The organism is Intrasporangium calvum DSM 43043 (assembly GCF_000184685.1).
Lineage (GTDB): Bacteria > Actinomycetota > Actinomycetes > Actinomycetales > Dermatophilaceae > Intrasporangium > Intrasporangium calvum.
In genome coordinates this window covers 1,799,509-1,824,865 of record NC_014830.1, presented here as the reverse complement: position 1 = coordinate 1,824,865, position 25,357 = coordinate 1,799,509, and the positions used below count along the sequence as shown (strand labels likewise).

The following is a 25,357-nucleotide window of genomic DNA, read 5'->3' as shown; positions in this document are numbered from 1 at the left end:
GAACCTAGCGTCAGCCGGAGACAGCGGCCCGCAGGGCCTCGACCCGGTCGGTGCGCTCCCACGTGAAGGCATGGTCCACGCCGTCGGCCTTCGTCCGACCGAAGTGGCCGTAGGCGGCCGTCGGAGCGTAGATCGGGCGAAGCAGGTCCAGCGCGTCGACGATCGCGGCGGGGCGCAGGTCGAAGACCTGGCCGATCGCATCCTGGATCCGGTCGACGGGGACGGTCTCGGTGCCGAACGTCTCGATGTAGAGGCCGACCGGCTGCGCCTTGCCGATCGCGTAGGCCACCTGGACCTCGCACCGTGACGCAAGACCGGCGGCCACGATGTTCTTGGCGACCCAACGCATCGCGTACGCGCCGGAACGGTCGACCTTGCTCGGGTCCTTGCCGGAGAAGGCGCCACCACCGTGGCGCGCCATCCCGCCGTAGGTGTCGACGATGATCTTGCGACCCGTGAGCCCGGCGTCGCCCATCGGCCCGCCGATCTCGAAGCGGCCGGTCGGGTTGATCAGGGCCCGGTAGGACGAGACGTCGAGGTTGCTCCCCCCGGCGTGGAGCTCCTCGAGGACAGGTGCGATGACGTGCTCCTTGATGTCCGGCTCGAGCAGGCCCTCGAGGGACACGTCAGGTGCGTGCTGGGTCGAGAGCACCACGGTGTCGAGGCGAACCGCGCGGTCGCCGTCATAGGCGATCGTCACCTGGGTCTTCCCGTCCGGCCGCAGGTAGGCGAGCTCGTTGCTCTTGCGAACCTGAGTGAGCCGCTCCGCGAGGCGGTGGGCCAGGAAGATCGGCAGCGGCATCAGCTCGGGCGTGTCATTGCACGCGTAGCCGAACATCAGACCCTGGTCGCCCGCGCCCTGCTTGTCCATCGGGTCGACGCCGCCGTGCCGGGTCTCGTGTGCGGTGTCCACGCCCTGGGCGATGTCCGGCGACTGTGCGCCGATCGAGACCGACACCCCGCAGGTGCGGCCGTCGAAGCCCTTCTGCGAGCCGTCATAGCCGACCCGCAGGATGGTCTCGCGCACGATCCGCGGAATCTCGACGTAGCCGGTGGTGGAGACCTCCCCTGCGACGTGGACGAGCCCCGTGGTGACCAGCGTCTCGACCGCGACCCGCGCCTGGGCGTCCTCCGCGAGCAGCGCGTCGAGGATGGAGTCGCTGATCTGGTCGCAGATCTTGTCCGGGTGTCCTTCAGTGACGGACTCGGACGTGAAGAGGCGTGCGGACACGAAGGCTCCTGGCTGATGGGTGGCGGTGACGGCGAGTGTAGTCCCCGGTCAGAACAGGGGTTCTACGGCGTCCAGCACCGCGTCGGCGACGTCGTCCTTCGAGGCGGGACCGACGGTGTGGACCTCGTCGCTCCCCCGCAGGAGGAGGTGGACGGTGTTGTCGTCCAGACCGAACGCCTTGTCGAAGCCGACCTCGTTGGTGACCTGCAGGTCGCTGCCCTTGCGGGCGAACTTGGCGCGCGCATGGTCGAGCACCGAACCGCTCGAGTCCCCGGTCTCGGCGGCGAAGCTGACGATGAGCGGCCTCGATGTGCCGCGGCGGGCCCGGTCCGCGACGAGCCCCCTGACGATGTCGGGATTCTCGACGAGCTCGAGGCGCAGGCCCTCACCGTCGTCGCCCTTCTTGATCTTGCTGGCCTGCATCGTGGCCGGCCGGAAGTCTGCCGGAGCGGCCGCCATCACGACGAGGTCGGCATCGGCGGCGGCCGCGGTCATGGCCTCCTGGAGCTCGAGCGTCGTGCCGACCGCGACGACCCTGACCCCGTCGGGGGCCGGCAGCGTGACGTTGGCCGCGACGAGCGTGACCTCGGCACCCCGGGCGGCCGCCGCGCGCGCGATGGCGACGCCCTGTTTGCCCGACGACCGGTTGCCCAGGTAGCGGACCGGGTCGAGCGGCTCGCGGGTGCCGCCGGCGGAGACGACGACCTTCCGACCTGACCAGAGGCCGGATGCCGCTGAGCTCGCTCCCGGGGTCACGTCACCGGCCGCGCCCTCCCGCGCCGAGGCGCCGTCGAGGGCGGGAGGAGCGTCAGGGAACGCGTCGACGATGGCGAGCACAGCGGCATACAGCACGTCTGGGTCGGGCAGGCGTCCGGCGCCGGTGTCCTTGCCGGTGAGGCGGCCCTCGGCGGGGTCGATGACGTGGACCCCACGCTCGCGGAGGGTCGCGACGTTCGCCCGGGTGGCCGGGTGGTGCCACATCTCGGTGTGCATCGCGGGGGCCAGCACGACCGGGCACCGGGCCGTGAGGAGGGTGTTGGTGAGCAGGTCGTCGGCCAGCCCGTGGGCGGCCTTGGCGAGGAGGTCCGCGGTCGCGGGAGCGACGACGACGACGTCCGCCTGCTGGCCGATGCGCACGTGCGGCACCTCGTGGACGTCGGTCCAGACGTCGGTGCTGACCGGTTTGCCGGAGAGCGCCGCCCAGGTCGGGGCGCCCACGAAGCTGAGGGCTGCCGCGGTGGGGACCACCGTGACGTCATGTCCGCTCTCCGTGAAGAGCCGAAGGAGCGAGCAGGCCTTGTAGGCGGCGATGCCGCCGCTCACGCCGAGGACGACGCGCATCGGGCGGGGCGCCTCAGGACTCGGTCGGCTCGGAGGTGAGGAGTCCCTCGTTGATCTCGCGCAGGGAGATGGACAGCGGCTTCTCGTGGACCTCGGTCTCGACGAGGGGACCGACGTAGTCGAGCAGACCCTCCTGCAGCTGCGAGTAGTACGCGTTGATCTGGCGCGCCCGCTTGGCTGCGTAGATGACGAGGGCGTACTTGGAGTCCGCGGCCCTCAGGAGGTCGTCGATCGGCGGGTTCGTGATGCCGATGGGAGCAGCCTGGGTACCGGACACAGTGATCTCGTTTCGTTGGGGTCGTTCGGGCAGTCGTGGTCGTTCAGGGACGCGGGCCGCCACGTCGAAGCGGTGTGCGACACCGACGGGATCACCGGCCGGGGCGTCCCGATCTCATCAATGATACGAGTTCTTCGCTGGCGCGCCGAACATCGTCGTTGACGACGACCCGGTCGAACTCGAACTGGGCCGCCAGCTCGGCCTGCGCGGTGTCCAGCCGACGGCGCCGCTCCCCCTCGTCCTCGGTGCCCCGGCCCACCAGCCGCCGGACGAGCTCGTCCCAGCTGGGCGGGGCCAGGAAGACGAAGAGCGCGTCCGGCCACGTCACCCTGACCTGCCGGGCCCCCTGCAGGTCGATCTCGAGGAGGGCGTCCCGACCCTCCCGGATCGCCCGCTCGACGGGGCCCCGCGGCGTGCCGTACTTGGCCACCCCGTGGACGACTGCGTGCTCGAGGAACTCCCCGGCCACCACGAGGCGGTCGAACTCCTGGTCGTCGACGAAGTGGTAGTGCACCCCGTCGACCTCGCCGGGACGCGGCTTGCGCGTCGTCATCGACACGGAGAACCACACGCCCGGGAAGTGGGTGCGGACGTAGGCGGCGATGGTGCCCTTGCCCACCGCAGTCGGTCCGGCGAGGACGGTCAGCCGTCCGGGCTCGCGCGGCGCCGTCCCGGAGCCAGCCGTCACGGCCGCTCGAACCGACGCAGCAGCGCGGCGACCTGGTTCGCGCCCAGCCCGCGAACCCGACGGGACTCGGCGATGCCGACCTCCGCCATGATCGCCTTGGCCCGGACACGCCCGACTCCCGGGAGTGACTCGAGCAGCTCGGTCACCTTCATCTTCCCCACGACGGGATCGACCTTGCCGTCCTCGATGACCTCGGCGAGCGAAGCGCTGCCGTACTTGAGGCGGTTCTTGACGACGGCTCGCTCCCGGCGCGCTGCGGCAGCCTTCTGGAGGGCTGCGGCGCGCTCTTCGGGGGTGAGCGGTGGAAGGGCCACGGTATGAAGTCTCCTCGCTGGACACGTCACGCGACGTGCCGGTTGGCCTGGCCGGCTGAAAGGGCCGAACGGACTGACAGGGTTCAGCGCCGAACCTAGCGATCGGGGGGCCGCCGGTGCAACGCGGGGACCGCGTCTCACGATCCTCGAGAGTCGGGACTCAGCGTGCCCATTGGGTGAGCACGTCGGCGGACCGGGCGACGGCATCGATGAGTCGGTGCGGCTCGGGTCCCGCGGCCAGGATCTCCCGGCTCGACGACGCGAGGACCTGGCCGCGGGCTGATCCGAACGTCCGCTCGAGCGCGGCGACGTCGCCGCCCTGCGCGCCGAACCCCGGGGCCAGGACGGGCGCCGCGGTGGCGCCCAGGTCGAGGCCGAGCTCAGCCACCGCGGGACCCACGGTGGCTCCCACCACGAGGCCGACGTGACCGAGGTGGCCTCGGGCCCGGGCCGCCGCGTTGTCGGCAGCGGCACCCCGGACGATGCTGCCGGCCACCGACTCATCACCCCGGCGGGCGTGCTGGACGCTCGGCCCCTCGAGGTTCGAGGTCAGCGCGAGCACGAACACCCCCCTGCCGCTCTGACCAGCGAGATCGATGGCGGGACGCAGCGCCTCGTAGCCGAGGAAGGGGCTGATGGTCAACGCGTCCGCCGGCGACGGCGCCGTCGGAGCGAGATACGCCTGCGCGTAGGCGTCCATGGTGGAGCCGATGTCGCCGCGCTTGGCATCGAGGATCGTCACGGTGCCCGACTCCCGCAGCTCCGCCAGGACTCGCTCCAGGACCGCCACCCCGCGACTGCCGAAGACCTCGAAGAAGGCGGACTGGGGCTTCACCGCGGCGACGCGACCGGCGAAGGCCTCGACGCACGTGAGCGCGAACCGCTCGAGGCCGCCGACGTCATAGGTCAGGCCCCACGACTCGATGAGGGACCGGTGCGGGTCGATGCCAGCGCAGAGCGGTCCGTGGCGGCGCATGGCAGCGGCAAGTCTGGTCCCGAACGGTTCGGTCATGGGTTCCTCTCTTGGTGACGAAGCACCTGGATCAGTGGTCATTGGTCATCGGAGCCCGGCCGGCGGCAGGGTCGGATCTCCCGGCTGGGACTGCAGCGGACTGCACCACGGTGGGCAACGCATCGCCCAGGCTGGCACAGCCCCACGAGTCCAGCAGGCGCGCGAGGTCGTCCCGGACCCGCGCCGGGGCTCGGGGGTCGGCGAAGGTGGCACTGCCCACCTGCACGGCAGTGGCCCCCGCGCGGAGGAGCTCGAAGGCGTCCCGACCCGACGTGACCCCACCTACGCCGATGATCGGCGCAGGGGACATCCGACCCGCGAGCATCGCCTGGTGGACCCGCTGCACGGCGAGAACCGCCATCGGGCGGACCGCAGCACCCGAGGCCCGTCCCACCACGGACACCGGCCGGTGCGTGGGTGAGTCGACGGGGATCGTCATCCCCCGCGGACCGTTCCCGAGGGTGAGCCCGTCGGCGCCTGCCTCGAGACACGCCGCGGCGACCTCGACGAGGTCGCGGGCGTCGACGGCGAGCTTGGCGAAGAGCGGGGTGCGGCGCGGGAGCCGTTCGCGCACGCGCCCCACCACCGTCGCGGCCGAGAGCGGGTCGTCGTCGAAGCTCCGTCCGGCCGCGCTGGCATTGGGCACGGAGAGGTTGACCTCGAGACCCATGACCCGAGCGAAGTCGTCGCTGGTCCGGAGCTGGTCCGCGACGCGCGCGTACTCAGCGCTCGTGCTACCGGCGATCGAGACGATCACGGTGGCTCCGACGGAGTGGAGCCACGGGAGGTCCCTGAGGAGTGCGGCGACACCGGGGTTCGAGAGACCGGTGTCCGCCACGAGACCGGCCGGAGTCTCGAGCATCCGCGGCGCGTCGCTGCCGGCCCGGGGCTCTGCCGTGACGGACGCGGTGACCATCGCACCGAGAGCAGCGACGTCGAGGAAGCGGCTGAGCTCACGGCCGTGGCCGGCGCACCCGGAGGCCGTCATGACCGGGTTGCTCAAGCGGTGCCCGGCAAGCGAGACGGAGAGGTCGAGCATCACTCCCCCTGGTGAGGAGCGGCAGACCGGGCGTCCGAGGGGATCCGCCACCGCCCGTCGACCAGCGCGTCCCAGCGCACCCGGTCGCCGCGCAGCACTGGCCCCTCCGTGCAGCTGCGCACGAGATGCGTGACACCGCCGCCCTCATCTCGCACGGGAACGACACAGCCGGCACACAGGCCGGTCCCGCAGCCGGCGACGGATCCGCCCGGCCCGTTGACGGCCACCATGCTGACGGCACCCGCACGCTCCGCGGCTGCCGCCGTCGCGCGCAACAGGGACAGCGGGCCCGCAGCGTAGACGACGGCTGCGCGACTGCGTTCGAGCAGTGTCGGCAGGACGTCGGCGGGCTCGCCGTGCACCCCGGCGGACCCGTCGAGCGTCGTGACCGTGACACCGTCGCAGAGTCGCCGCGCGTCCACGAACCCGAGCAGCCGGCGCGCGCTCTCGCCGCCGAGGACGAGGTCCACTCGGCAGCCTCGGGTGCGGAGGACCTCGGCCAGCCAGAGAAGCGCGCCACCACCGGCCCCCTCGCCGACGACGACGCACGGGAGCGCCTCCGACGGCAACGGGAAACGCCGTCCGAGCGGCCCGACGACGTCGATCTGGTCGTGCGGTCGCCGGGCGGCCAGCCAGGCCGTCGTCGGATCCGCGGGATCGATGACGAGCTCGACCGTTCCGCCGTACGCGCCGCTCGGGGTCGCCCGATGGAGCAGCACCAGGCGCCGCAGCGGCAGCTCCGCCCCCGGGCCGCCGACGGCGACCGCGACGAGCTGGCCCGGCCCCGCGGACTCGGCCACCCCCGGAGCGACCAGGGTGAGGTGCCGGAAGGCGCCGACCGTCCTCGCCGCGATCACCTCACTCGACTCCTGGGCGACCCGGGACCTCCTGATCACCTGGGTGGCCGCGCTGTCGCCGGGCACCGTCACACCGACAGCTCCGCCGACCGTTCCGCGGCCCCGGGTCGCGCCCCGGGGCTGGTGGGATGGGTCGCAATGGGGGTCGGTGCTCCCCCCCGCCCGAGGAGGTCGAGGTCGCGGGCGTGCTCCTGGAGCGACTTGATCCGGATCTCCTCGGTCAGGTGTGCCTCGATGGCCAGGACGGCGGCGGCGAGCGTCGCGATCGTCGTGATGATGGGCAGGTCGGCGCTCGTGGTCGCGGCCCGGATGGCATACCCGTCGGCGCGGGCGTCCTGGCCGCTCGGGGTGTTGACGACCATCTGGACCGTGCCGTCCTCGATGAGCTCGACGATCGACTTCTCGCCCTCGTGCTCCCCCGTCCGCTCGGTCAGCTTGCGGACCAGGGTCACGGCGATGCCGTTGCGCTTGAGGACTGCAGCTGTCCCGGCCGTCGCGAGAATCGTGAAGCCGAGGTCGACGAGCCGCTTGACGGGGAAGAGCATGGCTCTCTTGTCCCGGTTGGCGACCGACACGAAGATCGACCCGGACTTCGGCAGTCCGCCGCCCACTGCCAGCTGCGCCTTGGAGAAGGCCGAGCCGAAGTCCCGGTCGATGCCCATGACCTCACCGGTGGACCGCATCTCCGGCCCGAGGATGGAGTCGACCGCGAGCCCCTCCGGGGTGCGGAACCGCTTGAACGGGAGCACCGCCTCCTTGCAGGAGATCGGCGCGTGGTCCGGCAGCCGTCCCCCGTCGCCGAAGGGTGGCAGAGCGCCCTCGGCGCGGAGCTGGCTGATCGAGGTGCCCAGCATGACCCGAGAGGCCGCGCGGGCCAGGGCGACCCCGGTCGCCTTGGACACGAACGGCACGGTACGGGACGCCCGTGGGTTGGCCTCGATGACGTAGAGGATGTCCTGCGCCAGGGCGAACTGGACGTTCATGAGGCCGCGGACCCCGATTCCCTCCGCCAGCTTGCGCGTCGCCACGCGGACGCGCTCGAGCTCCGCGTCCCCGAGGGTGGCCGGCGGCAGGGTGCAGGCACTGTCCCCGGAGTGGATGCCGGCCTCCTCGACATGCTCCATGATGCCGCCGAGATAGAGGTCCTCGCCGTCGAAGAGCGCGTCGACGTCGATCTCGATGGCGTCGTCGAGGAAGCGGTCGATGAGGATGGGGTGGTCCGGTGACGCCTCGGTGGCCTTCTCGACGTAGGTGACGAGCGAGTCGTCGTCATACACGATGACCATGCCCCGGCCGCCGAGGACGTAGGAGGGACGGACCAGCACGGGATAGCCGATCTCGCGGGCCACGGTCAGCGCGTCGTCCGCGCTGAAGGCGGTGCCGTGCTTCGGGGCGATGAGTCCGGCCCTGCTGAGCACCTGGCCGAAGGCTCCGCGGTCCTCCGCGAGGTGGATCGCCGCGGGGGACGTCCCGACGATCTGAACGCCCTCGTCCTCGAGTGCCTGGGCCAGCCCGAGCGGCGTCTGTCCCCCGAGCTGGACGATGACGCCCGCGATGGGTCCGGCCTGGCCCTCGGCGTGGATGACCTCGAGCACGTCCTCCAGCGTGAGGGGCTCGAAGTAGAGGCGGCTGCTCGTGTCGTAGTCCGTCGACACCGTTTCGGGATTGCAGTTGACCATGACCGTGTCGTAGCCCGACTCACGGAGCGCGAAGGAGGCGTGGACGCACGAGTAGTCGAACTCCACACCCTGGCCGATGCGGTTGGGCCCGGACCCGAGGATGATCACCGCCGGTTTCTCACGCGGTGCCACCTCGGTCTCCTCGTCATAGGAGGAGTAGTGGTACGGCGTCGTGGCAGCGAACTCGGCCGCGCAGGTGTCGACGGTCTTGTAGACCGGACGCACGCCGAGGGCGTGGCGCACACCGCGCACGACGGCCTCGGGCATCCCCCGCAGCGCCCCGATCTGGGCGTCGCTGAACCCGTGCCGCTTCGCGAGGCGCAGGTGCTCGGGGGTGAGTGCCGGCGCCTCGGACAGCAGGGCGGCGACCTCGTTGAGGAGCTGCATCTGGTCGAGGAACCACGGGTCGATGCCGGTCGCCTCGTGGAGCTCCTCGACGGTGTAGCCACCGCGCAGGGCCTGCTGTACCTGGACGATCCGTCCATCCGTGGGCACCTTGGCTGCCTCCAGCAGGCGGGCGGCTGCCGCGCGGGTCAGGTCGCCATCCCAGTGGAAGCTGGCGTCCTTCTTCTCCAGGGAGCGAAGCGCCTTCTGCAGCGCCTCGGTGAAGTTGCGCCCGATCGCCATCGACTCTCCGACGGACTTCATCGTCGTCGTCAGCGTGGGGTCCGCTGCGGGGAACTTCTCGAAAGCGAACCGCGGGACCTTGACGACGACGTAGTCGAGCGTCGGCTCGAACGAGGCGGGCGTCTCTCGGGTGATGTCGTTCGGCACCTCATCCAGGGTGTAGCCGATCGCCATCTTCGCCGCGATCTTGGCGATCGGGAAGCCGGTGGCCTTGGACGCCAGGGCACTCGAGCGAGAGACGCGCGGGTTCATCTCGATGACGATGACCCGACCGTCCGCCGGGTTCACGGCGAACTGGATGTTGCAGCCTCCCGTCTCCACGCCGACCTCGCGGATGACCGCGATCCCGATGTCACGGAGCCGCTGGTACTCGCGGTCGGTCAGCGTCAAGGCCGGTGCGACGGTGATGGAGTCCCCGGTGTGGACTCCCATGGGGTCGAGGTTCTCGATGGAGCACACGACGACGACGTTGTCGCGGTGGTCGCGCATGACCTCGAGCTCGTACTCCTTCCATCCGAGGATCGACTCCTCGAGGAGCACCTCCGTCACCGGGGAGTACTGCAGGCCCGCCCCGGCGATCCGGCGCAGGTCGTCCTCGTCGTAGGCGAAGCCGGACCCGAGCCCGCCCATGGTGAACGAGGGCCGGACGACGACGGGGTAGCTGAGCTCGTCCGCCGCGGCGAGGCACTCCTCCATGGTGTGACAGATGACCGAGCGGGCCGACTCGGCACCACACCGCTCGACGACGCCCTTGAACTTCTGACGGTCCTCGCCGAGCTGGATGGCCTCGACGCTCGCCCCGATGAGGGGGCAGTTGTACCGCTCCAGCACGCCGTTCTCGTGCAGGGCGATAGCGCAGTTGAGCGCGGTCTGCCCCCCCAGCGTGGCGAGGACGGCGTCGGGGCGCTCCTTGGCGATGATCGCCTCGACGAACTCCGGGGTGATCGGCTCGATGTAGGTTGCGTCGGCGAACTCCGGGTCCGTCATGATCGTCGCCGGGTTGCTGTTGACGAGGATCACGCGGATGCCCTCCTCCCGCAGCACGCGGCAGGCCTGTGTCCCGGAGTAGTCGAACTCGACGGCCTGGCCGATGACGATCGGCCCGGAGCCGATGACGAGGACGCTCTTGATGTCGTCACGCTTGGGCATCAGTTTGCTTCCCTGTTCTGCTCTGCGGTCGTGGACTCGACCATTTCTGCGGTCGCGCTCGTCGGGGCTCCGGGCCTCACTCGTTCCTCGCTCGTGTCCTCACCCTCTCCTCGCCGCTCCATGTCTCCGGTCGCGCTCGTCGGGGCTCCGGGCCTCACTCGTTCCTCGCTCGTGTCCTCACCCTCTCCTCGCCGCTCCATCAGCTCGATGAAGCGGTCGAACAAGTACGCGGCGTCGTGAGGGCCGGCGGCCGCCTCGGGGTGGTACTGGACGGAGTAGGCGGGCACGTCGAGGCACTCGAGACCCTCGACCACGTCGTCGTTGAGGCACACATGCGAGACCCGCGCCCGCCCGAAGGGAGTGTCGCTGACGTCGTCGAGCGGTGCGTCGACGGCGAACCCGTGGTTGTGGGCGGTGACCTCCACCTTGCCGGTGGCCCGGTCCAGCACCGGCTGGTTGATCCCGCGGTGGCCGTACTTCAGCTTGTAGGTGCCGAAACCGAGGGCCCGGCCGAGCAGCTGGTTCCCGAAGCAGATCCCGAAGAAGGGCACCCGGTCGCCGAGAACCTGACGGAGCAGGGTGATCTCGCGCTCGGCGGTCGCCGGGTCCCCGGGCCCGTTGGAGAAGAAGACGCCGTCGGGACCGTGCTCGCCCACCGTCATGACGTCCTCGATCGTGGACCTCGCCGGGAGGACGTGGACCTCGATGCCGCGTTCGGCCATCAGCTGGGGGGTCATCTCCTTGATCCCGAGGTCGAGTGCCGCGACGGTGAAGCGCTTCTGCCCTCGCGCTGGGACGACATAGGACTGCCTCGTGCTGACCTCCTCGGCGAGAGCGGCCCCCTCCATCCGGGGGGCGGCGAGGACCCGGTCCAGCAGCTCGGTCGGGGGACGCTGCGCCGTGCTGCCGCTGAAGATGCCCACCCGCATGGAGCCGCGCTCGCGCAGGTGCCGGGTGAGCGCCCTGGTGTCGATCTCGCAGATGCCGACCACGCCCTGGTCGCGCAGCTCGTCCTCGAGGTCGCGGCGGGCGCGCCAGTTCGAGGAACGCAGAGCGGGGTCGCGGACGACGAAGCCGGCAGCCCAGATCCGACGCGACTCGCCGTCTTCGTCGTTGACCCCGGTGTTGCCGATGTGTGGGGCTGTCATGACGATGACCTGCCGGTGGTAGCTCGGGTCGGTCAGCGTCTCCTGGTAGCCCGTCATCCCGGTCGAGAAGACGGCCTCGCCCAGGGTCTCGCCCACGGCTCCGTAGGACAGTCCGCGGAAACTGCGGCCGTCCTCGAGGACGAGCACGGCGGGCTGGCGGACGAGCCCGGTCGGGCTGGGTGGGTTGAGGGTCACGATGCGGTCTCCATCACGTTCGTGTCGGTGCTGTGGGTGACCGTCCCGCGGTGGATGGTCGCGTGGACTGCGCCCCTGAGGGTGCGCCCGTGCCACGGGTTGTTGCGTGAGAGGCTACGGCTCGCCGCGGCGTCGACGGTCACCTCGCGGTCCGGATCGACGAGCGTGATGTTCGCCGGCGAGCCCGGCTGCAGCGGGCGGCCCTGGTCCGGCAGGCCACCGATCCGCGCCGGGGTGGTCGACATCACGCGCGCGACGTCGGACCAGTCGAGCAGGCCGGGTCGGACCATGAGGTCGCTGACGACGGCCAGGGCGGTCTCGAGGCCGAGCATCCCGAAGGCTGCGTCGACGAAGGTGTGCTCCTTGTCGTGCCGCGCGTGCGGCGCGTGGTCTGTCGCGACGGCGTCGATGGTCCCGTCGGCGAGCGCCGCGCGCAGCGCCTCGACGTCCTCCTGCGGCCGCAGCGGCGGGTTGACCTTGTAGACCGGGTCGTAGCCGACGAGCAGGTCGGTCGTGAGAGCCAGGTGGTGAGGGGTGACCTCCGCAGTGACGTCGATCCCCTGCGCCTTGGCCCAGCGGACCACCTCGACCGTGCCGGCGGTCGAGACGTGGGCCACGTGCACGCGCGAGCCGGTGTGCCTGGCGAGCATGACATCTCGGGCGACGATGGTCTCCTCTGCGACCGCGGGCCAGCCGGGCAGCCCGAGCCGGCCGGACAGCTCCCCCTCGTGACAGCAGGCCGAGCCGTCCGCGAGGTGCGGGTCCTGGGCGTGCTGGGAGATGACGCCACCGAACGGCTTGATGTACTCGAGGGCGCGTCGCATCAGGCGGGCGTCGTGGACGCACCGACCGTCGTCGGAGAAGACGCGGACGCGCGCGCGGGAGCGGGCCATCAGCCCGAGCTCGGCGAGCTCGGCCCCATCGAGCCCCTTGGTGACGGCGCCGACCGGGACCACGTCGACGAGGCCACTGGCCCGGCCGAGGTCGAGGATGCGCTCGGCCGCCTCCGCGGTGTCGGTGACCGGGCTCGTGTTGGCCATGGCGAAGACGGCCGTGAAGCCACCGGCGGCCGCCGCGGCCGAGCCGGTGGCGATGGTCTCGGCGTCCTCTCGGCCCGGCTCGCGGAGGTGGACGTGCAGGTCGACCAGCCCCGGCAGCGCCACAAGGCCGTCCGCGTCCATCACTTCCACCCCTTCGGCAGCGCCGAGCGAGCCGACCTGCCTGATGACGCCGTCCTCGATGAGCAGGTCTGCTGGGTGACCGCCCAGGATGCGGGCTCCTCGAACGAGCAGTCGGGTCATCGGGCAACTCCTTCAGGCTGCGTGGGGGCCGACGGCGCGGACGCCCCGGTCGTGCTGGTCTCGAGCTCGGCCGGCTCGCGCGGCGCGTCGTCGTTGCCTGCGAGCAGGTGATAGAGGACTGCCATCCGGACGGCGACACCCGCGGAGACCTGGTCGAGGACGACCGACCGGGCGCTGTCCGCAGCCTCGGCCGCGATCTCGAGCCCGCGGTTCATCGGGCCCGGGTGCAGGATGAGCACGTCAGGGTTGCGCGCCACGAGCCGGTCGAGGCGGTCTCGCGTCAGGCCGTAGCCGACGGTGTACTCCCGAGCCGTCGGGAAGTACCCGCCGCTCATCCGTTCGCGCTGGACCCGGAGCATCATGACCGCGTCCACGGGGTCCTCGCCGTCGAGCACGGCGTCGAGGTCCCACGACGTGGCGAACCCGTCCGTGGCACTCCAGCCGACGATGCCACTCGGCATCAGGGTGGGGGGTGCGACGACGGTCACTCTGGCTCCCAGCGTCTTGAGCGTGATGACGTTGCTCCGGAAGACGCGCGAGTGCGTGAGGTCGCCGACGATCACGACGTGCTTGCCGTCGAGGTCGCCGAGGCGACTCCGGAGCGTGTACGCGTCGAGCAGCGCCTGCGTCGGGTGCTCATGGGTCCCGTCTCCGGCGTTGATCACCGAGCAGCGCACCCACTGGGCCACCTGGTGGCAGGCGCCGGAGGCGTTGTGGCGGATGACGAGGGCGTCCACGGCCATCGCGTCGATGGTCATGGCGGTGTCGCGGAGGCTCTCTCCCTTCGAGGTCGACGACCCCTTGGCCGAGAGGTTGATGGTGTCGGCGGACATCCACTTCCCGGCGATCTCGAAGGACGAGCGGGTGCGGGTCGAGTCCTCGAAGAAGAAGTTGATCACGGTGCGACCGCGGAGGGTCGGGACCTTCTTCACCTCACGTCGCTGGAGGTCGTGCATCGACTCGGCTGTGGCGAGGATGTCCAGGACCTCGGTGCGGCTGAGGTCCGCCGACGAGAGCATGTGTCGAGTCATCGGCCCTCCCCTCCGCTGATGCGCACCACGTCGAGCCCGTCGAGCTCGGACAGCCGCACGTGGACGCGCTCGTCGCGGGAGGTGGGGAGGTTCTTGCCGACGTGATCCGCCCGGATCGGCAGCTCACGGTGACCGCGGTCGACGAGGACCGCGAGACGGACCGCTCGGGGCCGGCCCAGCTCCGACAGCGCGTCGAGGGCGGCGCGGATGGTCCGGCCGGAGTAGAGCACGTCGTCGACGAGCACGACGACCTTGTCGTCGATCCCGGTCTCGGGGATGCGCGAGCGGTGTGCCGCCCGCGTCGGTTGGCGACGCAGGTCGTCGCGGTGCAGGGTCACGTCGAGCTCTCCGACCGGCACGGCGACGCCTTCCACCGCTTCGATCGCGGCGCCGAGCCGCTGGGCGAGCGGCACTCCGCGGGAGGGGATTCCGAGGAGGACGAGGTCGGCTGCGCCTTTGTTGCGCTCGAGGATCTCGTGCCCGATGCGCCGCAACGCCCGGGCGATGTCATCCGAGCTGAGGACGTCTCGAGCGTCCTCCGGAATGGTGGGATGTGGTGCCGGCGTGTTCAGGTCAGGGCAGGTCACAGCCGCTGGACCTCCTTCCCCGCCTCACAGGACGGTGGTTAAAGGATGTCTTCCGCGGGAGAGTCTAACCGGGCCGGCGGAGTGCCTCGTGCAGCGACTGGCCGGTGGGACGCGGCCACGCGAACCGCCGGAGGAGTCCGTCCGGCGGCCTCGCAGTCGGATCACCCCATGAGCACGGCGGCAAGCGTCCCGCCCAGTTCGAACGCGGCCTCTCGCACCTCTCGGTCCACCGGCCCGGTGACGAGCAGGGGCGCGGCGGACCCCACCCATCCGAGGGCGCCGGCGATCGACTCGATCGCCCGGCGGGCGCCCTCGGTGTCGTTGTTGCCGTGGACCCAGTAGCCGTAGGGCAGGCCGCGCTTCGCCCCGAACGTGGGGTAGTAGACGGTGTCGAAGAAGTGTTTCAGGGCACCGCTCATGTAGCCGATGTTCGCCGGGGTCCCCAGCAGGACCGCATCGGCGGCGAGCAGGTCGCTCGCGGTCGCGGACAGCGCCGGCTGGACGTCGACAGCGACGCCCTCGATACCGTCGGCCCGGGTACCGGCGAGCACCGCCTCGAGGATCTCCTGGGTCGCCGGAGAAGGCGTGTGGTGGACGACGAGCAGCCGCGCGGTCACGAGGCCCAACCTAATGGGTGTGCATCACCAGCCGCGGGAGTGCTGCGAGGAGCCGTGCGCGCGGATCGTGCCGCGTGTCGCGCGTTCGGCACCGACGCCCTCGCTCAGACGATGGTCGCCTTGACCTCGGAGAGCCGGGCGAGCAGACCGTTGACGAAACCCGGCGACTCGTCCGTCGAGAGCTCCGTCGCGAGGGCGACCGCCTCGGCGATCGCCGCGGCGTCCGGGATGTCGTCGTTGAAGAGGACCTCCCAGGCGCCGACGCGCAGGATCGCGCGGTCGACGGCGGGCATCCGGTCCAGCGTCCACCCCTGGCTGTAGTCGGTCAGGGCCGCGTCGATGTCGCGCCACCTGCCGACGACCCCGCGCACGAGATCGGCGGTGTAGGGGTTGTTGCCGGCGCGGCTCTCGGGGTCCCGCAGCCGCTCGTCGAGGAGCACCTCGGCGTTCAGCCCGCGCTGGTCGGCCTCGAAGAGGATGTCGAGGGCCCGGGCCCGGGCCTTGCTGCGTGCGGACAAGGCGATCAGTCGTTCACACGGCCGAGGTACGACCCGTCGCGCGTGTCGACCTTGACCTTGGTGCCGGTCTCGAGGAACAGCGGGACCTGGATCTGGGCGCCCGTCTCGAGGGTGGCCGGCTTGGTGCCGCCGGTGGAGCGGTCGCCCTGCAGGCCCGGCTCGGTGAACGTGATCTCGAGGACGACCGAGGCGGGCAGCTCGACGTAGAGCGGGGCGCTCTCATGCGTGGCCACGATGGCGTTCTGGTTCTCGAGCAGGTAGTTCGCGGCGTCCCCGACGACGGCCTGGGGCACGTGGAGCTGGTCGTAGGTGTCCGTGTCCATGAAGACGAAGTCGTCGCCGTCCTTGTAGAGGTACTGCATGGTCCGCTTGTCGACGTTGCTCGTCTCGACCTTGGTGCCGGCGTTGAACGTCTTGTCGACGACCTTGCCGGACAGGACGGCCTTGAGCTTCGTCCGCACGAAGGCGGGGCCCTTGCCCGGCTTGACGTGCTGGAACTCGACGACGGACCACAGCTGTCCGTCGATGTTGAGCACCATGCCGTTCTTCAGGTCGTTGGTCGTTGCCATGGGTGAAGTACCACTTTCGTATGCCGCTGGGCTCGCTCGGCGTGCACGTGCACGTGGGTGCCCCGGACGTGTGCGTCGGATGTCGGTGAGTTGCCGCGCAAGTCTAGCGGCGCCCGGGTGCCGGCGAGGAATCGCGCGTGCAGGGGCGCTGGCACGGAGACTAGGCTGGCCCGCCCGATGACCTCCGGCGACGAAAGGCTCACCCTTGTCCTCCCCCGACGTCGAGCTGGCGGCCGAGCAGGAGCACCTCGACCTGGCCCGTCAAGAGCTGGCCCGGATGCGCGAGGCCGCTGAGGCGCTCGATGCCTCACGGGCCAGTGACGCCGTGTCCGGTGAGGTGCTCTCTCGGGTGCTCGCGCGCCGGATCGTCTCCCTTCGTGACGACCCGAGGACGACCCTCTTCTTCGGTCGGATCGACACAGTGGCCAGCCGTGAGCATCCTGCGGGTGAGACCTTTCACATCGGTCGGAGGCATGTGTCCGACGGCGCCGGGGAGCCTGTCGTGGTCGACTGGCGGGCGCCCATCTCCGGCGCCTTCTACCGCGCCTCGGTCGCAGACCCGATGGGGGTCGTCCGTCGACGACGCTTCGGGGTCGAGCACGGCCGGCTGACCGCTTTCGAGGACGAACAGCTCGCCGCAGGGACGGGCGCAGGGCACAGCGCTCTCCTCGCGGCCGAGATCGAGCGGCCGCGCACCGGACCGATGCGGGACATCGTCTCGACGATCCAGCCCGAGCAGGACGAGATCGTGCGGAGCGACGTGGGCACGACCATCTGTGTGCAGGGAGCGCCGGGCACCGGCAAGACGGCGGTGGGCCTGCACCGCGCCGCCTGGCTGCTCTACTCGTTCCGCGAGCGGCTCGACCGGGCCGGGGTACTCGTCATCGGGCCCAACCGGGCCTTCCTCGACCACATCGGAGCGGTCCTGCCGTCGTTGGGCGAGGTGCGGGTCGGGCACGCCACCATCGAGTCCCTCGTGGGCCACCGTGCCCGGTTGCGCGCCGAGGACTCGCCGGCGGCGGCGACGCTGAAGGGCGACGCCCGGCTGGCCACCGTCCTGCGACGCGCGGTGTGGTCATCGGTGCGCCGCGCGACCGAGCCGCTCGTCGTGCCGCGCGGGGTCCGGAAGTGGCGGGTGCCGGCGTATGAGGTGCAGGACGTCCTCGACGAGCTCGTGGCGCGCGACGTGCGCTACGAGGCGGCCCGGGCCCTGCTGCCGCAGCGGCTCGCCCACCACGTGCTTCTGGCCATGGAGGCCTCCGGCGACGCCCCCGACGACCGGGTCCAGGACTCGGTCGCCACGTCGGGCGCCGTCCGGGCCTACGTCGCCTCGGTGTGGCCGGCCCTCGACGCCGCCGCGGTGTTGCACCGGCTGTGGTCCGATCCCGTGGCCCTGGCGACGGCGGCCGGCGATGACCTCACCGCGGCGGAGCAGGCTGTGCTCGGCTGGCCGCGACCTCCTCGCAGCAAGGGTGCCTCGAGGTGGAGCCGCGCCGACCTCGTCCTCCTCGACGAGCTGGCCGACCTGCTCTCGCGGACCCCGAGCCTCGGACACGTCATCCTCGACGAGGCCCAGGACCTCTCCCCCATGCAGCTGCGCGCCGTCGGGCGCCGGTGCTCGACGGGGTCCGCGACGATCCTCGGGGACCTGGCCCAGGGCACGACGCCATGGGCCACCAGCTCGTGGTCCGAGGCCATGGCCCACCTCGGGAAGCCGGCCTACGAGTTGGTGGAGCTCGAGCGTGGCTTCCGGGTGCCCGGGCGGGTCCTCGACTTCGCCGCCCGCCTGCTCCCCCACATGTCGGAGGGCCTCACGCCGCCCACGTCGGTCCGCGACAACCCCGGGGTGCTGACCCTCGTGCGGGTCGACGGGTCCTCGGTCGGGGAGCACCTGGCCAGGCTGCTCACCGACCGCGACGGGGAGCCGGGCTCGACGGGGGTCATCGCCGCCGACCTCGAGCTCGACCGGCTGGGCGAGGCCCTCCAGGAGTGGGGTGTGCCCCACGGGCGCCTCGACGTCGACCACGGGGACGACGCGGACCACCCCGTCCAGCTGGTCCCTGCGACGGTGGCCAAGGGGCTGGAGTTCGACCGCGTCGTCGTCGTCGAACCTGCTGCGATCGCGGCTGCCGAGCCTGACGAGCGCACTGGCCTGCGGCGCCTCTACGTCATCCTCACGCGCGCGGTCTCGGAGCTGACCGTGCTCCACGCGGACCCCCTGCCGGGCCCGTTGCGCTGACCGGCAGTCTCGACGGGCAGCCCACCCCGGGTCGGGACGCTCAGACCAGCGCGCGCAGGCCGAGCAGGTAGGACTGGAGACCGAAGCCGGCGATGGTACCGGTCGCGACACCGGCGATGACGGAGGTGTGCCGGAACTCCTCCCGGGCGGCCGGGTTGGACAGGTGCACCTCCACCAGCGAGCGGCCGCTCGTGGTGACGATGGCACAGGCGTCCCGAACCGCGTACGAGTAGTGCGTGAACGCCCCGGGGTTGAGCACGACGTCGGCCCGCGTGTCGACGGCCTCGTGGAGCCAGTCGATGAGCTCGCCCTCGTGGTTCGTCTGGCGGCAGTCCGCGACGAGACCGAGGTCGCGGGCCTCGCGCTGCACCGCCGCGTGGATGTCGTCGAGGGTGTCCGACCCGTAGACGTCGGGTTCACGGGTCCCGAGGCGACTGAGATTGGGGCCCGAGAGGACGAAGACCGTGGGTGCCGTCATGCGCGCAGTCTAGTGAGCGATCCCGTGACGACGGCGGGGCAGCCCTGCAAGCGTCACAGGGCCGGATCGACGCCTGAGCCGGATGACGGCAGCCCCTGGGCCGAGGGCCATCCGTGCTCACTGGAGCCACCGGGGCGAAGGTCCCGCAACCGCCTGACGTCAGCAGGTCACCCGCGTGACACCAGGCCGTACGCCGAGCGCATCAGCTCGTCCGACGGGCCGACCAGACGCGTCGGCTGGGCGAGCCCGTCGAGGACGACGAACCGCAAGGTGGAACCGCGCGATTTCTTGTCGCGACGCATGGCCGTCCGGAGCGCGTCCCATCGGTCTCCCCGGTAGGTCGTGGGCAGGCCGACGGACTCGAGCACCTGTCGATGCCGGGCCACGAGCGCCTCGCCTTCGGGACCGCTCAGGTGGCCCGCGAGTCGGGCGAGCTCGGCGACGTAGACCATCCCGACGCTGACCGCCTCCCCGTGGCGCCAGGTGTAGCCCTCGACCTGCTCGATCGCGTGCCCGAACGTGTGGCCGTAGTTGAGGATCTCGCGGATCGCGTTGTCCTTCAGGTCGACCGCGACAACCTCTGCCTTGACCCGGATGGCTCGCTCGATGAGCTCGCGGAGGCGCGGGTTGTCCGGGCGCCGTGCCGCCGCGGGGTCCGCGTCGACGAGGTCGAGGATCACCGGGTCGGCGATGAAGCCGCACTTGATGACCTCGGCCATCCCCCCGACGAGGTCGGCCTCCCGCAGGGTGGCCAGCACGTCCACGTCGCAGAGCACACCCGCGGGTGGATGGAAGGCGCCGACGAGGTTCTTGCCCTCGTCCGTGTTGATGCCGGTCTTGCCGCCCACCGCTGCGTCGACCATGCCGAGCAGCGTCGTGGGGACCTGCACCACCTGCACCCCGCGCAGCCACGTCGCGGCGACGAAGCCGGCCAGATCGGTGACCGTTCCACCACCGACACCGACGACCGCGTCGGTGCGGGTGAAGCCCGCCCTGCCCAGCTGCGCCCAGATCGAGGCGGCCACCGAGGACGTCTTGGCGGACTCGGCGTCGGGCACCTCGGCCAGCTCAGCGGCATACCCCTCCGCCGCGAGCGAGCCCGCCACCCGCTGGGCGAGGCCGGGGAGCGTCGGTGGGTGGACGACGAGCACGCGCTCCACTCCGTCGCGCAGGAGGCCGGCGACGCGGTCGAGGACACCCGACCCGATGACGACGTCGTAGTCGTCCGCGACCCGGATGAACGTGGGCGCGATGGCCTCCCCCGTCATGCCTCGGCTCCTTCGAGGAGTGCCGCGATCTCGGCTGCGACGTCCTCCGGGGTGCGCCCGGCGGTGTCGACGCGGTGGCCGGCGACGCGCTCGTACGTCGCGCGACGAGCGTTCATCATCGCGACCCAGGAGGCCCGGGGGTTGACGGAGAGCAGCGGACGGGAACGGTCGAAGCCGACCCGCTTGCTCGCGTCGGCGATCCCGACGTCGAGGAAGACGACGATGTGTCCGGCCAGAGCTGCCTCGGTGAGCGGATCCATCACGGCGCCGCCGCCCAGGGCGACGATCCCCGGCTCCTCCGTGAGCGCCCGCGCCACCTCGGCCCGCTCCAGGTCCCGGAAGGCCGGCTCGCCGTCGTCGACGAAGATGTCGGAGATCGACCTCCCGGCTGCCTGCTCGATCGCCGCGTCGGTGTCGTGCAGCGGTACGCCGAGCCGGCTCGCCAGGGCACGACCCACGGTGGTCTTCCCGGCACCGGGCGGCCCGACGAGGACGGCGACGGGTCGGGCGGTGGTCACCATGTGCGCAGGCCCTCCGGGATCGCCGCGAGGTAGGCGGCATGGTTGCGGGACGTCTCGGCGACCGAGTCCCCGCCGAACTTCTCGAGGCAGGCCTCGGCGAGCACCAGGGCGACCATGGCCTCGGCGACGACTCCGGCGGCGGGCACGGCACAGACGTCGGAGCGCTGGTGGATCGCCGTGGCCGCCTCGCCAGTTGCCACATCGACCGTGGCGAGGGCACGGGGCACGGTGCTGATCGGCTTCATCGCTGCACGTACGCGGAGCGGCTGCCCCGTGGACATGCCGCCCTCGGTGCCTCCGGCTCGGCCGGTGCGGCGCCGGATCGTGCCCTCGACGACGTCCATCTCGTCGTGGGCCTGCGACCCACGGCGCCGAGCCGTCTCGAACCCGTCGCCGATCTCGACACCCTTGATGGCCTGGATGCTCATCAGCGCGGCAGCGAGCCGCGCGTCGAGCTTGCGGTCCCAGTGGACGTGTGAGCCGAGTCCGGGCGGCAGCCCGTACGCGATCACCTCCACCACCCCGCCCAGCGTGTCCCCGTCCCTGCGCGCCGCGTCGACCTCCGCGACCATCGCCGCCGAGCCGTCGCTGTCGAGCGTGCGCACCGGGTCCGCGTCGAGACGCTCGAGGTCGTCCGGCGTCGGCAGGTCCGCTCCGGTCGCGACACCGGCCATGCCGATGGAGACCGTGTGGGAGACGAGCCGGATGCCGTACGCCTGCTCGAGGAACCGGGCGGCGACCTCGCCGACGGCGACGCGGGCAGCGGTCTCGCGGGCCGACGCGCGCTCGAGGACGGGACGGGCATCGTCGTGCCCGTACTTCTGCATCCCGACGAGGTCGGCGTGACCAGGGCGGGGGCGGGTCAGGGGCTTGTTGCGCGCGATCTCCTTCTCCGCGTTGACGTCGTCAGCGGCAGCCAGGTCGTCGGCGCTGACCGGGTCGGGGCTCATGACCGTGGTCCACCTGGGCCACTCCGAGTTGCCGATGCGGATCGCGATCGGGGCGCCCATGGAGACACCGTGCCGGACGCCGCCGAGAAACTCGACCTCGTCCTGCTCGAACTTCATCCGTGCCCCGCGCCCGTAACCGAGTCGACGGCGGGCGAGCGCCGTCCGCAGATCCGACGCTGTGACTTCGACGCCGGCTGGGAGACCCTCGACCATGGCCACGAGTGCGGGTCCATGTGACTCACCAGCGGTCAACCAACGCAACATGGGTCGATCCTCCCACGCGGTCGGCGGGCGCCCGGATCCGCGACCGCCACCCGGGACGAGGCCACCGCCTACGCGCCGCAGAGCTCGTCGGGCGGGAGCAGTGCGGGCCCGTAGGCATCGCCAGTCCTCCTCGCGCCCGTCGAACCGGACGGGAGCGGCGGTCATGGCCAGAGCCGGACCTCTGCGAGCAACGCGACGAGGGCGCCGACGAGCATCCACGGTCCGAAGGCGATGTGGTCCTTGCGAGAACCACGCCGGGCGATGATCCGCCCGAGGCCGTAGACGCCGGACAGCAGGAACGCTGCGTAGGTCGCGATCACCGGCCCCCAGGCAGAGACGTAGCCCGTGGCCAGGCCGATGAGTCCGGCCAGCGTGACGTCACCGAGCCCGAACCCGCTGCGAAGGAGGGCCGCGAGCAGGGCCAGGACGAAGTAGACAGCCCACAGGACGGCGCCCGCGATGAGGGCCCGCCGGAAGGCCGTCCAGTCACCCGACGCGAGCGAGGCGAGCGCGAGCTGCCCGATGAGCATGGGGTAGGCCGGCCGGGTCAGTCCGTGGGGAAGACGGTGGACGTCCGCATCCACCCAGGCCAGGGCCACCGCGACTGTGGCGAAACCGAGGTAGGCCGGGGCGAGCGCGTACTCCGCCGAGGGTCCGAAGCGCCAGGCGAGCAGTCCCCACAGGAGCGCCAGCAGCACGGCGACGGCCCACCCCGGCGTGCGGGGTGTCGGTCGCGTCTCGTGGTCGAGGCGGTACCCCAGGGTGGCCAGTCGCGTACCGAGCAACCGCCCGACAAAGGCGCCGGCGACGAGGAGCGCCGCGACGTACCACCACGGGGTGGGGGGGAAGTCGACCCTGCTCATCGGCGTGGTCGTTGCGCCAGTGCCGCCGCCAAGGCGGACCGCATCGCCTCCAAGGGCGCCGGGCGGCCCGTCATGAGCCGGACCTGCTCGGTCGCCTGGTGCAGGAGCATGGCCGTGCCGTGCTGGACGGTCCAGCCGTTCGCGGTCGCCGTCGCCTCGAGCGGTGTCGGCCCCTCGCCGTAGACGACCTCGAGCAGCGTGGCCCCGACCGCGTCCGTGGGGCGGGGGAAACCCTGCAGACCCGAGACGGCCGACGGCGGGACAGTACTGATGACGACGTCGGCGGGCACCCACTGCCCCATCGGGACCTCGTCCACCTCGAGGCCGGCTCGGCGGGCCTGGCCCACCGTCTCGGGACGGGCTCTGCCACGCACCATGAAGGTGACGCGGACGGTTCCGGACCTGCGCAGCGCGGCGACCGCGGACCGCGCGGTCGCGCCGCTGCCGACGACGAGGGCGTGCGGGGTCTCCCGGCAGCCGGCCTCGCGGAGGGCGACGCCGATCCCGTGCACGTCGGTGTTGTGCGCGGTCCACCCCTCCTGGCCCCGCACCAAGGTGTTGGCCGCACCCGTCTCGGCAGCCGAGTCCGCCACCCGGTCGGCGACCGCCAGGGCAACCTCCTTGAGCGGCATGGTGAGGGAGAGCCCGCGCCACGAGTCGTCGAGTCCGGCGAAGGCATCCGGGAAGGCGCCCTCGTCCACCTCACGCCGGTCGTAGGCCCAGTGGTTCAACCCGAGCGCGGCATAGGCGGCCCGGTGCAGCACCGGCGACAGCGAGTGGCTGATCGGTGACCCCCACACCGCGCACCGCACCCTCGTCAGCGCGCCGCCCATCTCACCGCGTCTCCTCCTCGCGCCCCTGACCCGCGGCCCTGACCGGCACGCCGAGCGCTCAACACTTGCCCTTGTTGGCCTGGCACCAGGCCTGGAACGCGGCCACGTTGGCCTGGTGCTCCTCGAACGTCACGGCGAACTTCGTCGTGCCCTTCACCGGGTCCACCGTCACGAAGTAGAGCCATGGCCCGTCCGCCGGCTGGGCGGCCGCCTTGATCGCGCTCTCCCCCGGGTTGCCGATCGGGCCGGGGGGCAGCCCCTTGACCCGGTACGTGTTGTAGGGACTGTCGCTGGCGCGATCCGCGTCGGTCGTGGTGATGCCGTGCTTGCCGATGGCGTAGTTGACCGTGGAGTCGAACTGCAGTGGCATGTCCTGCTTCAGGCGGTTCTCCACGACCCGGGCGACCTTGGGCCGGTCCCCCTCGAAGCGCGCCTCCGCCTCCACCAGGCTGGCGACGACCATGGTGCGCTCCATCCGCTCTGGCGTGACGCCGAGCGCCTCCAGCCGCTTGGTGGTCTCCGCGACCATCGTGCTCAGATGGTCGGCGGCCGTGGTGTCCGGCTCGAACTCATAGCTGGCCGGGAAGAGGTATCCCTCGACGTTGCCCTTGGCCGAGTCAGGAAGACCGAGAGCTGCTCCGTCCTTGGCGGCCTTCGTGTACTCCTCGACGGGGATTCCGGTGGCCTCCGACAGGATGGGGTAGATCTCCGTGGCCCACTTGCCTTCGGGGACCACCGCTCTGGTCACGATCCGGTTGGCGGGGTCGATGAGGATCGCGAGGGCGTCCGTCGCCTTCATCTGCTTGCGCATCTCATAGACACCCGGCTGGATCCCGGCGCTCTTGGCGTCGTTCTGGGCCGCTTCGATGAAGGCCTTCGTCGACTTGATGACGTCCTGCTCCGCCAGGACCTGCGCGATGGCGGAGCCCCCTGCGCCCTGGGCGACGCTCACGCGCACGGCGCCGGCGCCGGGCCCTGCGTAGTCGTTGGGCTCGAGGAAACCGGCGACCACGGGACGCAGGTAGGTGTACGCGATCGCGACACCTCCGCCGATGATGGCGAGTGCGAGGGCGAGGACGGCCAGCCGGCGCAGGACCGACGGCTTGCCCCTCGCCGGCCGACCCGAGCCTCTCGGCCGGCGGAGCGCGGCGAGCTCTGCCTCACGGGCCTCGCGGCGGGTCCGGGGACGCACTGTCGCCGGCTCCATCGAGCCCGCCGACGGTTCCTCCTCCTCACCGAAGATGGAGGTCTCGAGGTGGTCCTTCATCGACGACGTTCCTTCTTCCGTGGTTTGCCGAGCGAGATGACCTCACCGGCCGGTGTACCCGCCGACGCCTCCGCGTCGAGCGCGGACTGGAGGATGAGCACTGCAGCCGCCTGGTCGACGACGGAGCGCTGCCCCCGCCCGGGCACTCCGCTGTCCCGCAGTCTCTGGTGCGCCCCGACCGTCGTCAACCGCTCGTCGACGAGGCGGACCGGCACCGGGGCCACCCGGGCGGCCAGCTGGGCGGCATAGGCGCGCGCGCCTCGCGCCGCCTCGCCCTCGCCGCCGGACAGCAGCCGAGGGAGCCCGACGACGATCTCAAGGACGTCGCGTTCGGCCGTCAAGATCGCAATCGCCTCGATGTCGGCCAGCTCGCGCACGTCGCGGGCGAGCGTCTGCACCGGGTTGGCGAAGGTGCCCGAGGGGTCGGAGGCTGCGACCCCGACGCGAGCGTCGCCCACGTCGATGCCGAGCCGCACACCCGGTCGCGGTGACAC

General features: G+C 71.5%; 25 protein-coding genes. 1 reads left to right on the top strand and 24 read right to left on the bottom strand.

The window, feature by feature from the left end:
• Positions 1–10: 10 nt before the first annotated feature.
• The 16 genes from metK to efp all read right to left on the bottom strand — a co-directional run bounded on the left by metK (position 11) and on the right by efp (position 16,180).
• Positions 11–1,231 carry a methionine adenosyltransferase gene (gene metK / locus INTCA_RS08175; protein ID WP_013492440.1) on the bottom strand — a complete coding sequence of 407 codons (1,221 nt, stop codon included), beginning with the start codon at positions 1,229–1,231 and terminating at the stop codon, positions 11–13.
• Between the two features lie 48 nt (positions 1,232–1,279).
• Positions 1,280–2,572, bottom strand: coding sequence for a bifunctional phosphopantothenoylcysteine decarboxylase/phosphopantothenate synthase (locus INTCA_RS08170; RefSeq protein WP_013492439.1), 1,293 nt, complete (start codon positions 2,570–2,572; stop codon positions 1,280–1,282).
• Positions 2,573–2,585: 13 nt separating this feature from the next.
• Positions 2,586–2,849, bottom strand: coding sequence for a DNA-directed RNA polymerase subunit omega (gene rpoZ / locus INTCA_RS08165; RefSeq protein WP_013492438.1), 264 nt, complete (start codon positions 2,847–2,849; stop codon positions 2,586–2,588).
• A 91-nt stretch (positions 2,850–2,940) separates the two neighbouring features.
• Positions 2,941–3,537 (bottom strand): guanylate kinase, encoded by a 597-nt coding sequence (gene gmk, locus INTCA_RS08160; RefSeq protein WP_013492437.1) that lies wholly within the window; start codon positions 3,535–3,537, stop codon positions 2,941–2,943.
• Entirely contained in the window at positions 3,534–3,851 is a 318-nt protein-coding gene (mihF, locus tag INTCA_RS08155; RefSeq protein WP_013492436.1) for an integration host factor, actinobacterial type, read from the bottom strand. The genes gmk and mihF overlap by 4 nt, the downstream gene beginning before the upstream one ends.
• 160 nt (positions 3,852–4,011) lie before the next feature.
• Positions 4,012–4,863: an orotidine-5'-phosphate decarboxylase gene (gene pyrF, locus INTCA_RS08150; protein WP_013492435.1), complete on the bottom strand. Its 852-nt coding sequence runs from the start codon at positions 4,861–4,863 to the stop codon at positions 4,012–4,014.
• Between the two features lie 31 nt (positions 4,864–4,894).
• A complete protein-coding gene (locus INTCA_RS08145) occupies positions 4,895–5,902 on the bottom strand; it encodes a beta/alpha barrel domain-containing protein (RefSeq protein WP_013492434.1) in 1,008 nt (335 codons plus the stop codon).
• Positions 5,902–6,825, bottom strand: a complete 924-nt coding sequence (locus tag INTCA_RS08140) for an iron-sulfur cluster-binding protein (RefSeq protein WP_234423969.1) — start codon at positions 6,823–6,825, stop codon at positions 5,902–5,904. The genes INTCA_RS08145 and INTCA_RS08140 overlap by 1 nt, the downstream gene beginning before the upstream one ends.
• Before the next feature lie 2 nt (positions 6,826–6,827).
• Positions 6,828–10,214 carry a carbamoyl-phosphate synthase large subunit gene (carB, locus tag INTCA_RS08135; RefSeq protein ID WP_013492432.1) on the bottom strand — a complete coding sequence of 1,129 codons (3,387 nt, stop codon included), beginning with the start codon at positions 10,212–10,214 and terminating at the stop codon, positions 6,828–6,830.
• Positions 10,214–11,557 carry a glutamine-hydrolyzing carbamoyl-phosphate synthase small subunit gene (gene carA / locus INTCA_RS08130; RefSeq protein WP_013492431.1) on the bottom strand — a complete coding sequence of 448 codons (1,344 nt, stop codon included), beginning with the start codon at positions 11,555–11,557 and terminating at the stop codon, positions 10,214–10,216. The genes carB and carA overlap by 1 nt, the downstream gene beginning before the upstream one ends.
• The gene (locus tag INTCA_RS08125; protein ID WP_013492430.1) at positions 11,554–12,858 is read right to left on the bottom strand and encodes a dihydroorotase; all 1,305 of its coding nucleotides are present in this window, start codon (positions 12,856–12,858) and stop codon (positions 11,554–11,556) included. Before INTCA_RS08125 ends, carA begins: the two co-directional genes overlap by 4 nt.
• Positions 12,855–13,889, bottom strand: coding sequence for an aspartate carbamoyltransferase catalytic subunit (locus INTCA_RS08120; RefSeq protein ID WP_013492429.1), 1,035 nt, complete (start codon positions 13,887–13,889; stop codon positions 12,855–12,857). The genes INTCA_RS08125 and INTCA_RS08120 overlap by 4 nt, the downstream gene beginning before the upstream one ends.
• Positions 13,886–14,476 (bottom strand): bifunctional pyr operon transcriptional regulator/uracil phosphoribosyltransferase PyrR, encoded by a 591-nt coding sequence (gene pyrR, locus INTCA_RS08115; protein ID WP_013492428.1) that lies wholly within the window; start codon positions 14,474–14,476, stop codon positions 13,886–13,888. The genes INTCA_RS08120 and pyrR overlap by 4 nt, the downstream gene beginning before the upstream one ends.
• A gap of 161 nt (positions 14,477–14,637) precedes the next feature.
• Positions 14,638–15,093, bottom strand: a complete 456-nt coding sequence (locus INTCA_RS08110; RefSeq protein ID WP_013492427.1) for a flavodoxin family protein — start codon at positions 15,091–15,093, stop codon at positions 14,638–14,640.
• A 104-nt stretch (positions 15,094–15,197) separates the two neighbouring features.
• Positions 15,198–15,611: a transcription antitermination factor NusB gene (nusB, locus tag INTCA_RS08105; RefSeq protein WP_013492426.1), complete on the bottom strand. Its 414-nt coding sequence runs from the start codon at positions 15,609–15,611 to the stop codon at positions 15,198–15,200.
• A gap of 5 nt (positions 15,612–15,616) precedes the next feature.
• Positions 15,617–16,180: an elongation factor P gene (efp, locus tag INTCA_RS08100; protein WP_013492425.1), complete on the bottom strand. Its 564-nt coding sequence runs from the start codon at positions 16,178–16,180 to the stop codon at positions 15,617–15,619.
• Between the two features lie 205 nt (positions 16,181–16,385).
• On the opposite strand from efp, the gene INTCA_RS08095 reads away from it, so the two are divergent.
• Positions 16,386–18,419, top strand: coding sequence for a HelD family protein (locus tag INTCA_RS08095; protein WP_013492424.1), 2,034 nt, complete (start codon positions 16,386–16,388; stop codon positions 18,417–18,419).
• A 40-nt stretch (positions 18,420–18,459) separates the two neighbouring features.
• On the opposite strand, the gene aroQ is transcribed toward INTCA_RS08095, so the two are convergent.
• The 8 genes from aroQ to ruvX all read right to left on the bottom strand — a co-directional run bounded on the left by aroQ (position 18,460) and on the right by ruvX (position 25,357).
• On the bottom strand, positions 18,460–18,897 hold the full coding sequence (gene aroQ, locus INTCA_RS08090) for a type II 3-dehydroquinate dehydratase (protein WP_013492423.1): 438 nt from the start codon (positions 18,895–18,897) through the stop codon (positions 18,460–18,462).
• A 167-nt stretch (positions 18,898–19,064) separates the two neighbouring features.
• Positions 19,065–20,165: a 3-dehydroquinate synthase gene (gene aroB / locus INTCA_RS08085; RefSeq protein WP_013492422.1), complete on the bottom strand. Its 1,101-nt coding sequence runs from the start codon at positions 20,163–20,165 to the stop codon at positions 19,065–19,067.
• On the bottom strand, positions 20,162–20,686 hold the full coding sequence (locus INTCA_RS08080) for a shikimate kinase (RefSeq protein ID WP_013492421.1): 525 nt from the start codon (positions 20,684–20,686) through the stop codon (positions 20,162–20,164). The genes aroB and INTCA_RS08080 overlap by 4 nt, the downstream gene beginning before the upstream one ends.
• Positions 20,680–21,900 carry a chorismate synthase gene (aroC, locus tag INTCA_RS08075; protein ID WP_013492420.1) on the bottom strand — a complete coding sequence of 407 codons (1,221 nt, stop codon included), beginning with the start codon at positions 21,898–21,900 and terminating at the stop codon, positions 20,680–20,682. The genes INTCA_RS08080 and aroC overlap by 7 nt, the downstream gene beginning before the upstream one ends.
• A 161-nt stretch (positions 21,901–22,061) precedes the next feature.
• Complete coding sequence (locus INTCA_RS08070; RefSeq protein ID WP_013492419.1) at positions 22,062–22,763, bottom strand: prepilin peptidase; 702 nt, start codon at positions 22,761–22,763, stop codon at positions 22,062–22,064.
• Positions 22,760–23,596 carry a shikimate dehydrogenase gene (locus INTCA_RS08065; protein WP_013492418.1) on the bottom strand — a complete coding sequence of 279 codons (837 nt, stop codon included), beginning with the start codon at positions 23,594–23,596 and terminating at the stop codon, positions 22,760–22,762. The genes INTCA_RS08070 and INTCA_RS08065 overlap by 4 nt, the downstream gene beginning before the upstream one ends.
• Positions 23,597–23,654: 58 nt before the next feature.
• Positions 23,655–24,863 (bottom strand): endolytic transglycosylase MltG, encoded by a 1,209-nt coding sequence (mltG, locus tag INTCA_RS08060; protein ID WP_013492417.1) that lies wholly within the window; start codon positions 24,861–24,863, stop codon positions 23,655–23,657.
• Positions 24,860–25,357, bottom strand: a complete 498-nt coding sequence (gene ruvX, locus INTCA_RS08055) for a Holliday junction resolvase RuvX (RefSeq protein ID WP_013492416.1) — start codon at positions 25,355–25,357, stop codon at positions 24,860–24,862. The genes mltG and ruvX overlap by 4 nt, the downstream gene beginning before the upstream one ends.